This is a genomic window from Streptomyces shaanxiensis (genome assembly GCF_039537145.1).
In the GTDB taxonomy this organism is placed as follows: Bacteria; Actinomycetota; Actinomycetes; order Streptomycetales; family Streptomycetaceae; genus Streptomyces; species Streptomyces shaanxiensis.
The window spans coordinates 241,615-255,539 of sequence record NZ_BAAAZY010000028.1 but is presented as its reverse complement, the minus strand read 5'-3'; the positions used below and the strand labels follow the sequence as shown (position 1 = coordinate 255,539).

General features: G+C 71.8%; 11 protein-coding genes and 2 pseudogenes. 6 read left to right on the top strand and 7 right to left on the bottom strand.

The window, feature by feature from the left end:
• Positions 1-17: 17 nt before the first annotated feature.
• Complete coding sequence (locus ABD932_RS39370; protein ID WP_345020692.1) at positions 18-926, bottom strand: endonuclease/exonuclease/phosphatase family protein; 909 nt, start codon at positions 924-926, stop codon at positions 18-20.
• A 205-nt stretch (positions 927-1,131) separates the two neighbouring features.
• Between ABD932_RS39370 and ABD932_RS39365 the strand changes: the two genes are divergently transcribed.
• Entirely contained in the window at positions 1,132-2,436 is a 1,305-nt protein-coding gene (locus ABD932_RS39365; protein WP_345020690.1) for a DUF6986 family protein, read from the top strand.
• Between the two features lie 118 nt (positions 2,437-2,554).
• Entirely contained in the window at positions 2,555-4,717 is a 2,163-nt protein-coding gene (locus ABD932_RS39360; protein WP_345020688.1) for a serine/threonine-protein kinase, read from the top strand.
• Positions 4,718-4,751: 34 nt separating this feature from the next.
• Here ABD932_RS39360 and ABD932_RS39355 read toward each other — a convergent pair whose 3' ends face one another.
• Together ABD932_RS39355 and ABD932_RS39350 are read right to left on the bottom strand one after the other, a co-directional pair.
• On the bottom strand, positions 4,752-5,537 hold the full coding sequence (locus ABD932_RS39355) for a hypothetical protein (protein WP_345020686.1): 786 nt from the start codon (positions 5,535-5,537) through the stop codon (positions 4,752-4,754).
• Between the two features lie 7 nt (positions 5,538-5,544).
• A complete protein-coding gene (locus ABD932_RS39350) occupies positions 5,545-6,654 on the bottom strand; it encodes a LacI family DNA-binding transcriptional regulator (protein ID WP_345020684.1) in 1,110 nt (369 codons plus the stop codon).
• A 259-nt stretch (positions 6,655-6,913) separates the two neighbouring features.
• On the opposite strand from ABD932_RS39350, the gene ABD932_RS39345 reads away from it, so the two are divergent.
• Positions 6,914-7,861: an ROK family protein gene (locus tag ABD932_RS39345; RefSeq protein WP_345020682.1), complete on the top strand. Its 948-nt coding sequence runs from the start codon at positions 6,914-6,916 to the stop codon at positions 7,859-7,861.
• Positions 7,862-7,939: 78 nt separating this feature from the next.
• Here the strand turns inward: ABD932_RS39345 and ABD932_RS44165 are convergent.
• Together ABD932_RS44165 and ABD932_RS44160 are read right to left on the bottom strand one after the other, a co-directional pair.
• Positions 7,940-8,299, bottom strand: a pseudogene (locus ABD932_RS44165) (NPCBM/NEW2 domain-containing protein); the annotation flags it as partial.
• A gap of 6 nt (positions 8,300-8,305) precedes the next feature.
• Positions 8,306-8,503, bottom strand: a pseudogene (locus ABD932_RS44160) (NPCBM/NEW2 domain-containing protein); the annotation flags it as partial.
• Positions 8,504-8,865: 362 nt separating this feature from the next.
• Between ABD932_RS44160 and ABD932_RS39335 the strand changes: the two are divergent.
• From ABD932_RS39335 to ABD932_RS39325, 3 genes are all read left to right on the top strand, one after another.
• Positions 8,866-9,861: a TIGR01777 family oxidoreductase gene (locus ABD932_RS39335; RefSeq protein ID WP_345020678.1), complete on the top strand. Its 996-nt coding sequence runs from the start codon at positions 8,866-8,868 to the stop codon at positions 9,859-9,861.
• Positions 9,862-9,903: 42 nt separating this feature from the next.
• Positions 9,904-10,233, top strand: a complete 330-nt coding sequence (locus tag ABD932_RS39330) for a hypothetical protein (RefSeq protein ID WP_250082101.1) — start codon at positions 9,904-9,906, stop codon at positions 10,231-10,233.
• Positions 10,234-10,379: 146 nt separating this feature from the next.
• Positions 10,380-11,420 (top strand): NUDIX hydrolase, encoded by a 1,041-nt coding sequence (locus ABD932_RS39325; RefSeq protein WP_345020676.1) that lies wholly within the window; start codon positions 10,380-10,382, stop codon positions 11,418-11,420.
• Here ABD932_RS39325 and ABD932_RS39320 read toward each other — a convergent pair.
• A complete protein-coding gene (locus ABD932_RS39320) occupies positions 11,390-12,448 on the bottom strand; it encodes a protein kinase family protein (RefSeq protein WP_345020674.1) in 1,059 nt (352 codons plus the stop codon). The genes ABD932_RS39325 and ABD932_RS39320 overlap by 31 nt on opposite strands.
• Before the next feature lie 25 nt (positions 12,449-12,473).
• Positions 12,474-13,829: a dipeptidase gene (locus tag ABD932_RS39315; RefSeq protein WP_345020672.1), complete on the bottom strand. Its 1,356-nt coding sequence runs from the start codon at positions 13,827-13,829 to the stop codon at positions 12,474-12,476.
• Between the last annotated feature and the right edge of the window lie 96 nt (positions 13,830-13,925).

The following is a 13,925-nucleotide window of genomic DNA, read 5'->3' as shown; positions in this document are numbered from 1 at the left end:
GTCACGGGGGCCTTTGCTCATCCCAGGGTCAGGGACGCCTGGACGGGCAGATGGTCGCTCGGGAACTGGCCGTCGGCGGAGAACGTGTTGATCGTCGCCCGGTGCGTCCTGACGCCGGGCGTGCTCAGGACCCAGTCGATGCGATCGCCGTTCGGCGTCAGCGGCTTGTAGCCGTGGAAGGTCGCGTACAGCGCGCTGCGCTCGCCCGCGGTGTCCCAGGTGTCGACGAGACCGGCGCCGAGCAGCGTGTCGTACACCGTGTTCCTGTGGGCGGCGACGTTGAAGTCGCCGGTCACCACGACCGGCAGGGAGCGGTCGAAGCCGGCGATCCGCTGGGCGATGAGCGAGGCGCTGCGCTCGCGCGCGTACTGGCTCACATGGTCGAAGTGGGTGTTGAGGACGTAGAACTCCCGTGCGCCGTCGGCCAGATCGCGGAAGCGGATCCAGGTGACCATACGGGCGAAGGCCGCGCCCCAGGTGTTGGAGCCGATCACGTTCGGGGTGTCGGAGAGCCAGAAGTGGTCGTACTCGGTCGGGCGCAGGCGGCGGGAGTCGTAGAAGATCGCCATGGACTCGTCGCTGCTGCCGTGCAGCCGGCCGGCGCCCACCCAGTCGTAGCGCGGGCCGAGGTCGGCATCGATGTCGAGCAGCTGCGAGAAGATGCCCTCCTGGGTGCCGATGACGTGCGGGGCTTCGCGGCGCAGCAGCTCTCGCATCACCGGTCTGCGCACGGTCCAGCTGTTGGGCTCGGTGGTGCTCGCGAAGCGCAGGTTGAAGGACATGACCTGCAGGTGCCGACGGGTCGGGCGTTCGTCCGCCGAGGCGGAGGACGTGGGCAGTGCTGTACTGGAGAGGGGCGCGGTGACCGCCGCGGCTAACGCGGCCTTCAGGCCCAGACGGCGCGTGACTCGGCTGTGCTTCGGCACGGGGGCTCCTTCGGTGGGAACGGCCGGACGAGTCGTGTGGGACGTGCGTATGGAAGTGTGATACCGCGTCCTGAGATGAGCGTGAACATGACGAGATGGTGGAGTGACTCCCCGTGGACATGGTGTTGACCAGTCGGAAGGTCCCCGGATAACTTCGTTCTACGGATTGTTGATTCCGTATAGCGGAAACCAGGAGGGTGTGGGAATGGGTCAGGGCCAGCAGGAGAAGGTGGCGACGAGCCTCGCGGGCGCCATCAGCGAGGAGATCAGCGCCTCCCTCGCGCCGGTCGACGCCGAGCTGGAGCGCCGCTACCCCGGAGACCCCGGCAGCCGCCAGCCCGTCCACACGGTCTACGTCCCCGGCGACGTCTTCGCCGCCGACACCATCCGCTCCTGGGGCGACCAGGCCCTCGCACTCCTCGACGAACACGCGCCGGACGCCGCGTCCTTCGCCGCCGTCCTGGGCCTGGCCGACGAGCTCGCCGAACCCGTCCACGCGCGCGTGCGCGCCAAGCTGGAGCGCGAGCCCATCGAGGACCTGCGCGTCGACTTCGAGGACGGCTACGGCCCCCGTCCGGACGCCGAGGAGGACGAGGCGGCCGCCCGGGCGGCACGGCTGATCGCCGAGGCGTACGAGAACGGCACGGCGGCCCCGTACATGGGCATCCGCATGAAGTGCATGGAGGCACCCGTACGCGACCGGGGCATCCGCACCCTGGACATCTTCCTCACCGGACTGATGGAGGCCGGCGGCCTGCCCGACGGGCTGGTCCTCACCCTGCCGAAGGTGACCTACCCCGAGCAGGTCACCGCGATGGTGCGGCTTCTGGAGGCCTTCGAGAAGGCGCACGGTCTTGAGCCCGGCCGGCTCGGCTTCGAGATCCAGATCGAGACCAGCCAGTCCATCCTCGCCGCCGACGGCACCGCGACCGTCGCCCGGATGATCCAGGCCGCCGAGGGCCGCGCCACGGGCCTGCACTACGGCACCTTCGACTACAGCGCCTGCCTCGGCGTCTCCGCCGCCTACCAGGCCAGCGACCACCCGGCCGCCGACCACGCCAAGGCGATCATGCAGGTCGCGGCGGCGGGCACCGGCGTACGCGTCTCGGACGGCTCGACGAACGTCCTGCCGGTCGGCCCGACCGAGAAGGTCCACGACGCCTGGCGCCTGCACTACGGCCTGACGCGGCGGGCGCTCTCCCGCGCCTACTACCAGGGCTGGGACATGCACCCCGGCCACATCCCGACCCGGTACGCGGCCGTCTTCGCCTTCTACCGTGAGGGCTTCGAGCAGGCGTCCGCCCGTCTCGCCCGGTACGCCAACCGGGCCGGCGGCGACGTCATGGACGAGCCCGCCACCGCCAAGGCCCTCAGCGGCTACTTGCTGCGCGGCCTGGACTGCGGCGCCCTCGACATCGCCGAGGTCGCTCGGCTGACCGGCCTGACCCGCGCCGACCTGGAGGGCTTCGCGGCGCCCAGGCGCGGCGACCTGACGGTCTCCGCCCAGTAATTTCCTCACAGGACCTCCACGTGGCGGGCCTGTCACAACGGCCACCACCGGCTGGTGTTGTCACCGCCGCCCCGTAGTCTGTACGGACTCATTGACGTGTCACAGGAACGGGGCAGCGGTGTCATCGGGGGAGAACGGACAGCCGGACGAGGCCGGTCGGCTGCTCGCCGGGCGCTACCGCGTCGTCGGGCAGCTCGGGCGCGGCGGCATGGGTGTGGTCTGGAAGGCCGTCGACGAGGTCCTCGGCCGCGAGGTCGCCGTCAAGGAACTGCGCACCTACAGCGACGCGGACGGCCCCGAACTCGCGGACCTGCGGCTGCGGATGCAGCGCGAGGCCCGCGCGGCCGCCCGGGTGCGGCATTCCGGTGTGGTGGCGGTGCACGACGTCGCCGAGGTCGACGGACGCCCGCTGATCGTCATGGAGATGGTCGACGGCCCGTCCCTGGAGAAAGTGCTGCGCGAGCGCGGCCCGCTCGACCCGCGCGAGGCGGCCGGGATCGGCGCCAAGGTCATGGACGCGCTTGCCGCCGCCCACCGCGCCGGCGTCCTGCACCGTGACGTCAAGCCCGGCAACATCCTGCTCGACCGCTCCGGCCGCGTCGTCCTGACCGACTTCGGCATCGCCACCATGGACGACCCGGGCGACGGTTCGGCGACGCATCTGACCCGCACCGGTCATCTCGTCGGCTCCCTGGACTACTTGGCGCCCGAGCGCGCCCAGGGCGCCGACCCGGGCCCCGCCTCGGACGTCTGGGCCCTGGGCGCCACGCTGTACGCGGCGGTCGAGGGCTCGGCCCCCTTCCGGCGTACGTCGACCTTCTCCACACTCACCGCGATCATCACCGAGCCCCTGCCGGAGCCCCACAACGCCGGGCCCCTCGGCCCCGTCCTCCAGCGGCTCATGGACAAGCGGTCCGAGTCCCGCCCCGAGGCCGACGAGGCGCGCGAACTCCTCCAAGCGGTGGCGGACTCGGTCGGCACCGACTCACCGACGGCGGCGCTGCTGGGGTCGACGGGCGCCGGGCCCGCGCCGGAGGGGACGGAGCACGGCGTTCCGTCGGCGCCGCAGAATTCCGGGCCCACCACGGTGGACGGGCAGGGACTCGCGTCATCCGCGCCTACGGGGCCCGCCGGGCAGGCGTACGACGGCCAGGGTCAGGGCGTGCCCGGGGCTCAGGGCATCGCCACGCCGGCGCAGGGCGTTCCCGCACCGGGCGGGCCGGGGACACCGCCCTTCGGGTCTGCGGGGCAGGGCACGCCAGGGCTCGCCGGGCAGGGGGCTCAAGGCGCTGCGGAGCAGGGAGCTCAAGGTGCGGCGGGACTGGGCGCCCAGTGGGTGCAAGGGCCCACGACTCCCGGGCAGGGCACGCCGCCGGCCCAACCCTTCGGCGCCGTCGGCCATCCCGGCCCGGCCGGACACGGGCACGGCGCCCCCGGGCAGCCGGCCCCCGCGCCGTACGGCGGTACGCCGGTGCCGTCCGGCCAACCCCCGCACGGCTACGGCGGCCCCGCCCCGTCGCCGCACGACTCTGGCCCCACGGGCCCTCTGACCACGTCCTCCGATACGTCCACCCGGCGCAGGAGCCGTGCCCTGCTCGCCGCCGTGGCCGTCACCGTGGTGCTCGCGGCGGCCGGTGGCACGGTGGCGCTGGTGAGCAACACCGACGACAGCAAGAACAAGGCGCGGGCCACGTCCTCGTCCGCCACCTCACCGGACGCGTCCGCCCCGCAGGCGGCCAGCCCCGACGCCCAGCGCTCGGGCGAATCCGGTCTCACCGAGAAGGACGACGAGAAGGACCCCGGCGCGAGCAAGTCGCCGAGCCGTTCGGCGGAGGACGAGCCCACCGACCGGCCCACCGCGTCCCCGACCAAGACCTCTGGCGGTGGCGGCACCAACGGCGGCACCACGGGCGGCGGTTCCGGCGACGGCGGTACGACGGGAGGCGGAGGAACCTCGGGCGGCGGCGGTACGACGGGCGGGGGCGGCACCACACAGGCCCCGGCCTGTAACTCCATCGGCGGGGGCAAGTACAACTGCCAGGTCTGGACGACCGCCAAGTCCTACACCGCCTCCGGCACCGAGGTCGGTGTCCTCAACGCGGGCACCAACTATTTCTACTGCCAGCAGAATCTGGGCCGCCGCGAGACCTACGGCGAGTGGACCAACGTCTGGTGGGCCAAGACGGACGACGACAGCGGCAACACCAACGTCTTCGTGAGCGACGTCTACCTCGAGGGCGGCAACAACGACGAGCCGGTGCCCGGACTTCCGGTCTGCTGACTCAGGGGCGCCTGCCCCTGCCCGGCCGCCGAGGTCAGGCTCGCTCCTCCCGGAGGTACCTCTCCAACCCGGAGGCGGTCACCAGCTTCTCCGCCGCGAACAGCCGCGTGCCCTGCTCGCACAGCGCGGCGTCGGCACGCGCCCGCGCGCAGAACTCGTCGGCGGTGACCCCGAACAGGCCCCTCAACCGGGCCGAGCCCAGCAGGAGTTCGGTGAGCAGCGCCCGCTGGCCGGGGTGGGTGCGCGGCGCGTCGGTGCCGTCGTGCAGGACGCCGTGGCGGTTGACGTAGGCGAAGGCGCCCGGGAGTGTGCCGCCGTCCGCCAGCTCGATCCGCACCTCGGGTGCCGACAGCCAGGGGCGGCCGTAGTTGCCGTTCGGCAGCGGAACGCCCTCGCTCGCGTCGATCACCGCGAGCTGCTCGGCGTCGAGCCAGGTGACGAACAACTCCCGTACGCGGCCGGGCGCGTGGAACGGCGAGGCGGACACGTACCCCATGCGGCTCACGTGCGCCGAGACACCCACGTCGATCCCGGTGACCCGCACCCGCACCATCGGGATGGGGGAGACGATCCCGAACTCGTCCATCTTGTGCCGCAGTTGGCCCGGACAGGCGTTGGAACCGACCGCGAGGACAGGCACGCGGTCGTCGTGCACCAGTCGGTCGAGCGGCAGCAGCCGGTCCCCGTCGAGGAGCCCGGAGTCCGAGGGCCAGGCGCCCGGATAGAGCAGCGGACGATCGCGCGGTGCCTCGGCCAGGCCGAGCGACTCCAGTGTGCGCCCGCGTCGGGGCAGCCATGACCCGCTGGTGAGGTCCGCCATGGGCCGCTCAGTCCGCCGGCGGCAGCTCACCCGAGCCGCGGGTGATGAGCCGGGTCGGCAGCTCGATGCGTTCCGGGGTGACCAGGGTGCCGTCCAGCTGGCGGAACAGGCGCTCGGCGGCGTGACGGCCGATCGCCGCCGCGTCCTGTGCGACGACGGTGACACCGGGTTCCAGCAGGTCGGCGAGTTCGATGTCGTCGAAGCCGACGAGGGCGACGCGACGGGTCTGTTCGGCCAGGACACGGATCACGGTGACCGTCACCCGGTTGTTGCCCGCGAAGATCGCGGTCACGGGGGAGGGGCCGGTGAGCATCCCCTCGGCCGCGTCGCGCACCCGCTCCGGGTCGGTGACGCCCAGGGACATCCAGGAGTCCTCCACCGGTATGCCCGCGTCCTCCATCGCGGCCCGGTAGCCGCGCAGCCGCTCGGCGGCCGTGTGGATGCGGGGCATGTCGCCGATGAAACCGATCCTGCGGTGTCCGTGGGCGATGAGGTGGGCGACGCCGTCCCGGGCGCCGCCGTAGTTGTCGGACAGGACGCAGTCGGCGTCGATCTTCCCTGCCGGGCGGTCGACGAAGACCGTGGCGACGCCCGCCTTCAGCTCGGGCTCCAGGTACCGGTGGTCGTCACCGGCCGGAATGATCACGAGCCCGTCCACCCGCCGTGCGCACAACGCCAGCGCCAGCTCCTGCTCGCGGTCCGGGTCCTCGGCGCTGGAGCCGTTGATGAGCAGGGCACCGTGCGCTCGGGCGACCTCCTCGACCGCCCGGCTGAGGGGACCGTAGAAAGGGTCCGCGAGATCCTCCAGGACCAGGCCGACGCTCGCCGTACGGCCCTTGCGCAGCACCCGCGCGCTGTCGTTGCGACGAAAGCCCAGTGCGTCGATGGCCTCCTGGACGCGGCGCTCCGTCTCCGGCGTGACTCCGGGCTCACCGTTGACCACGCGCGAGACGGTCTTCAGGCCGACTCCGGCACGCGCCGCGACGTCCTTCATGGTCGGACGATTGCCGTAGCGGGCCCCGGCGAGGCGGTCAGCAGGGCGGTCGGATCGGCGGATGGCCTCGGGCACGATGCGGTGTCCTGTCCTGTCGTCGTCCACGGGGATGCGGCGGTCCATGGTGCTACGTAGATCCGCGGGAGTGCGTTCGTCGATGCGGCTTACGACGACCCGCGGAGTACGTCTGTCCATGGGGATGCGTCGGTCCATGGGTTTGTATGAGGATGTGGCGTCGAGCATAGAGCCTGGACAACGTTGTCAGATCCGGGAGACACTGTCCACCGCAATCTCCGGCCTGCGCCCCCACCGCGAGACCGGCTAGTCCAATTCCCGTGGCCGGCGGGGAGATCCGAATGGTTGACGGGGAGAACTGACACAGATGCACACCGACCTCGTGGCTGCGCTCGACATCGGCGGCACCAAGATCGCCGGAGCGTTGGTGGACGGCCACGGCACGATCGTGGTCCGGGCACAGCGCGCGACGCCGGCCCGGGAGGACGGCGAGACGGTGATGCGGGCCGTCGAGGAGGTCGTCGGCGAGCTCACCGCGTCGCCCCTGTGGGAGCGCGCCACGGCCCTCGGCATCGGCAGCGCGGGACCGGTGGACGCATCGGCGGGCACCGTCAGCCCGGTGAACGTGCCCGGCTGGCGCGACTATCCGCTGGTCCGGCGGGTCCGGGAGGCGGCCGGCGGGCTGCCCGTCGAGCTGATCGGCGACGGCGTGGCCATCACCGCGGCCGAGCACTGGCAGGGAGCGGCCCGGGGGCATGACAACGCCCTCTGCATGGTCGTCTCCACGGGAGTCGGCGGGGGCCTCGTCCTGAACGGCCGACTGCACCCCGGCCCCACCGGCAATGCCGGCCATATCGGCCACATCAGCGTCGACCTGGACGGCGACCTGTGCCCGTGCGGTTCGCGCGGCTGCGTGGAGCGCATCGCCAGCGGCCCCAACATCGCCCGGCGGGCGCTGGAGAACGGCTGGCGGCCGGGTCCGGACGGCGACACCTCCGCCGCCGCGGTGGCCGCCGCCGCCCGTGACGGCGACCCGGTCGCCGTGGCCTCCTTCGAGCGCGCCGCCCAGGCCCTGGCCGCCGGGATCGCGGCCACCGCGACCCTCGTCGAGATCGACATCGCCGTGATCGGTGGGGGCGTGGGCAAGGCGGGCGACGTCCTCTTCACACCCCTCCGCAAGGCGTTGACCGACTACGCCACCCTGTCCTTCGTCCAGCGGCTGGCGATCACACCGGCCCAGATGGGCACGGACGCGGGACTGGTGGGGGCCGCGGCGGCTGCACTGGCGCGGAGAACGGACGCGGCGACGGTCTGAGGGGGCGGGGAGGAACGTTCCCGCGGCTGCTGGAGGCGCGCTTGGCGGCGGGTGGGCCGGCCTGTCGGCCCACCCCCCTCAGCAACTCACCCGTGCCTCCGCCCAGTCCCCATGGTCCGAGTCGATCCCGTCGCCGCCGTCGGTGACGACGAACCGGACCACCTGGGCCCCGGTCACGTCGGCGGTGATCGGCTGGGCCGGCATCGCGTTGGTGAGGAGGCCCGTCGAGGCTGCTCGGGTGTCGTCGGTCCAGATCTCGAAGGTGACGGTGCCGCCCGCGCCCTCCTCGTCGTCGACGCCGACGTCCGCGGTGACCGTCTCGCATCCGCCGCCCGTGTAGTACTCGACGGTGCTCTGGGCATGGACGCCGAGTCCGTTGTCGTACACCACGCCGCCGACGGTGATCGGTTGGCCGTCGCCCGCGGCGCTCTCCCCGTTGATCCCGCCCGGGAAGCGAACCGGGTCGGGCACGAGCTGTCCGTTCGCGTCCCTGTTCGGCAGGGCCCAGCAGTCGTCGAGGTTGACGTACTCGTACCCGGCGTCCTTGAGGCCCTTGTCGACGAAGATGTCCGCGATGCCCTTCACCATGGCCTCGTCGAACTCGGCGCGGCAGTGCGTGGAGTTCCAGTTGTTGAACCCCATGGGCGGGGTGAGGGCGAGACCGTCGTCCAGGGTGGGCGCGACGGGGGCCGCGGTGGCCGTGGGGACGGCGAGTCCGGCCGCGCACAGCAGGGCTGCCGCGAGGGCGCCGACCGCTCTTCTTCGGGCTTTGCGGGTTGTGCGGATGTGAAGGTGACGCATCGTTACGTTCCTCCGAACCTGCAAAAGCGGGATGGCGGCATGTACGCGTCATGACCGTGTCCACGGTAGGGCCCGGTGGGTCGCGTTGGAAGGTGAGTGGCGGCGGGGGAGGGCTCCGGGTGGCCCGAAAATCTTGTCCGGCAGATTTTTGAACATGTTCAAGAGTTGCGATACGCTCGTACTCACACGAGATGGGGGAGTCGATGAAGATAGTGATCCCCGGTGGAACCGGGCAGGTGGGCAACGTCCTGAACCGCGCGCTGACCGCCGCGGGCCACGAGGTCGTGGTCCTGACCAGGCGGCCCACGCGGGACCGGGAGATTCGCTGGGACGGCGAGACGCTGGGCCGGTGGGCCGAGGTGATCGACGGCAGCGACATCGTGATCAACCTGGCCGGGCGCAGCGTCAGCTGCCGCTACACCGCGCCCAATTTGCAGGCCATGATGGATTCGCGAGTGCACTCCACCCAGGTCGTGGGCGAGGCGATCGCGCGGGCCGCCCGGCCGCCCCGGATCTGGCTGCAGATGAGCACCGCGACCGTCTACGCCCACCGCTTCGACGCGCCCAACGACGAGGCGACCGGCGTCATCGGCGGCAGCGAGCCCGACGTACCTGACTACTGGGCGTACAGCATCGAGATCGCCAAGGCCTGGGAGCGGACCCAGGAGGAGGCCGACACCCCGCACACCCGCAAGGTCGCCCTGCGCTCCGCCATGGTGATGAGCCCCGACCGTGGCGGCGTGTTCGACATCCTGCTGAGGATGGCCCGGCTGGGGCTCGGCGGCCCTGTCGCGGGCGGCGCGCAGTACGTCTCCTGGATCCACGACCGTGACTTCGTCCGCGCGGTCGACTTCCTGGTCGACCGCGACGATCTCACCGGGCCGGTGAACCTCGCCGCCCCCGAGCCGCTGCCGCAGCGTGCGTTCATGCGGGCGCTGCGCTCCGCGTGGGGCGTCCCCGTGGGCCTGCCCGCGACGAAGTGGATGGCGGAACTCGGCGCGTTCGCGCTGCGCTCCGACACCGAGCTGCTGCTCAAGAGCCGGCGTGTGGTCCCTGGCCGGCTGCTCGACGAGGGGTTCACCTTCGAGTACGGCCGATGGCCCCAGGCGGCCGAGGACCTCGCGCAACGGGTGCGGCTGCGCCGGGTCGACCGGCGCCGGTCCGGGGCCGGAGTTCCGGCGTTGTCCCGATTGTCCTGAGGTGGGGCGTGACTCCCGCTCCGTTTCACAGTTGAACCGGTCATGAAGAAGCGCAGCATGCTCGCCATCGCCTCCCTGGCCACCGGATTCGTCGTCGCGGCGGTCACTCCGTCCCACGCCGCCGAGGCCCCTGTCACCGGGACCCCTTCCACGGAGACTCCTGGCATCGGCGGCGGAGGAATGAAGCTCCTCGGCGGTGAGGCCGGCGGGATGAAGCTTGCCGGCAGTGAAACCGGTGGCACGAAGCTTGCCGGCGGTGAGACCAAGGTCGCCGGCGTCAACGTGGACCAGGCCCTGAACACCTTCGGCCGGGCCATCAACCGTGAGACGGACCGGGCCGTGAACAACGCCCCGCACGGGAAGAAGCGCTGACGAGCCCACCGCCCCGACCACACGGCGCCGGAGCCCCCGCACCCGCGGGGACTCCGGCGCCGTGGTCATGCGCCCTCTACGGGAGGTGGTTTCCGTGGCAGTGTGGAGCGGGCAAGCCACAGGGGGCCAACAGAAGAGGGGGAAACGTGATCGTCTGGATCAACGGTGCGTTCGGTGCGGGGAAGACCACCACCGCACGGGACCTGATCGAGCTGATCCCGAACAGCACGCTCTTCGACCCCGAGGTCATCGGCGGAGCACTCACCCACCTGCTCCCGCCCAAACACCTCACCGAGGTCGGTGACTTCCAGGACCTGCCGATCTGGCGACGTCTCGTGATCGATACGGCGGCCGCGCTGCTCGCCGAGCTGGGCGGGACCCTAGTGGTCCCGATGACGCTGCTGCGTCAGGAGTACCGCGACGAGATCTTCGGTGGCCTCGCGGCCCGCCGCATCACTGTCCAGCACGTCCTCCTCGCTCCGGCGGAAACGATCCTGCGGGAGCGAATAGCCGGTCGGGAGATCCCGGCCGACCTGCCCGACGGCGACATACGGATCCGGCAGTGGTCGTACGACCACATAGAGCCGTACCGCGCCGCGCTCGCCTCCTGGCTCACCGCCGACGCCTACCCGGTCGACAACAGCGGCCTGACTCCGTACGAGACCGCCGTCCGGATCGCCGAGGCGGTCGGCGGCGGTACGGTCCCCGTCTGCGACATCGTGCAGACCCCGGAGCCCACCTCCGAGACCCTGGCCTCGGGGGTCCTCCTCTTCGACGAGCAGGACCGGGTGCTGCTCGTCGACCCCACCTACAAGGCGGGCTGGGAGTTCCCCGGCGGAGTCGTCGAACCCGGCGAGGCGCCCGCGCGCGCGGGCATGCGCGAGGTCGCCGAGGAGACGGGGATACGGCTGGACGACGTGCCGCGCCTCCTCGTCGTCGACTGGGAGCGGCCCAAGCCCCCCGGTTACGGCGGTCTGCGGCTCCTCTTCGACGGCGGACGCCTCGACTCCGGGGAGGCCGGACGTCTCCTGCTGCCCGGGCCCGAGCTGCGCGACTGGCGCTTCGTGACCGAGGAGGAGGCCGCCGACCTGCTGCCACCGGTGCGCTACGAGCGGCTGCGTTGGGCGTTGCGGGCGCGCGAACGCGGGGCGGCGCTCTACCTGGAGGCCGGGATCCCCACGTCCTGAAGCAGCCCGCCCAGCGCCTCGTACGGGTACGGCGTGAGCTTGCTCTCGTGAATCAGCCGCCCGAAGAAGTCGTTCGCGACGGCGGCGAGGGGCGCGTACCGGACGATGATGTCGGCGGCGGCCCGCGGGATGCCCTCGGGCCGCCTGCCGTCGGCGCAGTCCCGCACGAAGGCCTCGCGCTCCTCGCGGCCGTACCCGTGCAGCGCGGTGGCCAGCCAGTTCACCAGGTGGGCGGCGGTGTAGCAGCGGTCGTAGACGCGGTGCCGGTCGAAGAACTCGCGCTCCCGAGGGGTGAGCGGGAAACGGGCCGAGAGCGCGAGGCCGTAGTCGGCCAGGTAGAGCCGCTCGCCGTCGGTGAGGATGTTGGCGAAGTGGGCGTCGAAGTGCAGGAGTTCGCGCTCGTGGAGGAAGTCGGTGGTGGCCCTGAGCCCCTGTTCCACCAGGGTGCACGCGGCCTCGGCGCCGTCCGTGCGCAGTTGGGCGTCGAACCACTCGTGCAGGGTGTACGGCACGTACTCCAGGAACAGTGCCAGGCTCGCGGACGCCGTCCGCAGCTCCTCGATGCGCTGGCGCACCTGCGGGCTGCCGCCCCAATAGGCGACGGCCCCCTCGACGTCGGCCAGTTGGTCGGGAAGGGGCTGGGGCGGCTGCGGCAGGACCCGCCAGTGGTGCATCAGCGGGAAGCCCGCGAAGCGGTCGGCGACGACCCAGTTCGTCGTCATGGTGTGTACGGCGAGCTCCCGCCAGGCGCCGAACCCCGGACTGCCGACGCCGTAGTGGAAGTAGGCCGGCAGGCCGAGGTGGTTCGCCGTGGAGCGGACGTTCTCCGGCCGCAGCTCGACGTCGGTGAGCCGGACGCGTTTCACGAAGACCCGTCTGCCGTCCACCTCGATCAGCGTCGAGCGGCCGCCGATGCCGGTGGCGAGCGGCGCGCCCGACTCCACGAGGTCCGCGAGTTCGTGGTCGCTGAGGAGCGAGAGGGACGTGGCGATGTCCGTGTGGGCGGCGAGGCGATCAGTGCGGGTCATCCCCCCATCGTCACCGCGCGGCCCCTCAACTCGCCGCGTAATTACGCAGGAACAGCGCCTCGGTGACCGAAAGACGCTCCAGCTCCTGCGGGGACACGCTCTCGTTCACGGCGTGGATCTGGGCCTCCGGCTCGCTCAGGCCGATGAGGAGGATCTCCGCGTGCGGGTAGAGGGCGGCGAGGGTGTTGCACAGCGGGATCGAGCCGCCCTGGCCGGCGTACTGCATCTCCTGGCCGGGGTAGGCCACCGCCATCGCGTCCGCCATCGCCTGGTACGCCGGGCTGCCGGTGTCGGCGCGGAACGCCTGGCCCTGCCCTATCTGCTCGCTGCGCACCCGGGCGCCCCACGGCGTGTGCGTCTCCAGGTGGGCCTGCAGCAGCTTGGTCGCCTCGGCCGCGTCCACGCCCGGCGGCACCCGCAGGCTGATCAGCGCCCGCGCGCTCGCCTGCACGGACGGGGTGGCTCCGACGACCGGCGGGCAGTCGATGCCGAGGACCGTGACGGCCGGGCGCGCCCAGATGCGATCGGCGACCGTGCCGGAGCCGATCAGCTCGACGCCGTCGAGGACCTTGGCGTCCTGGCGGAACTGATCGTCCTCGTACTGCAGGCCCTCCCACGACGACTCGCCGGTCAGCCCGTCCACCGTCGTCGAACCGTCCTCGGCACGCAGCGAGTCCAGTACGCGGATCAGCGCGCCGAGCGCGTCGGGCGCGGCGCCGCCGAACTGGCCCGAGTGGAGGTTGCCTTCGAGCGTGTCGATCTGCACGCGGACGAGGGTCATGCCGCGCAGGGTGGAGGTGACCGTGGGCAGGCCGACGCGGAAGTTGCCCGCGTCGCCGATCACGATGGTGTCGGCCTCCAGCAGGTCCGGGTGCTCCTCGGCGTACCGCTCCAGACCGCCGGTGCCCATCTCCTCCGAGCCCTCGGCGATCACCTTCACGTGCACCGGCACGCCGCCGTTCGCCTTGAGCGCGCGCAGGGCCAGCAGGTGCATGATCACGCCGCCCTTGCAGTCGGCGGCGCCGCGCCCGTACCAGCGGCCGTCGCGCTCGGTCAGCTCGAAGGGCGGCGTGCTCCAGGCGGCCTCGTCCAGCGGGGGCTGCACGTCGTAGTGGGCGTACAGCAGGACCGTCTTGGCGCCCTCGGGGCCGGGCAGGTAGCCGTACACCGACTGCGTGCCGTCAGGGGTGTCGAGCAGGGCCACGTCCTCGAAGCCCTCGGCGGTGAGCGCGTCGGCGACCCAGCGGGCGGCGCCCTCACTCTCGCTCTTCGGGAACTGGTCGAAGTCCGCCACCGACTTGAATGCCACCAGTTCGGTGAGCTCCGCCCGCGCCCTGGGCATCAGCGAGGCGACGGTCTCGGCGACCGGATTCGACGACATGGGCACGCTCCTTGTGGGTGCGACGTTGTACGTGTGAGTGCTGTGATCCTCCCACAGCAGCCTGCGACGATGCCCGCCGTAGGATGCGGGGGACAG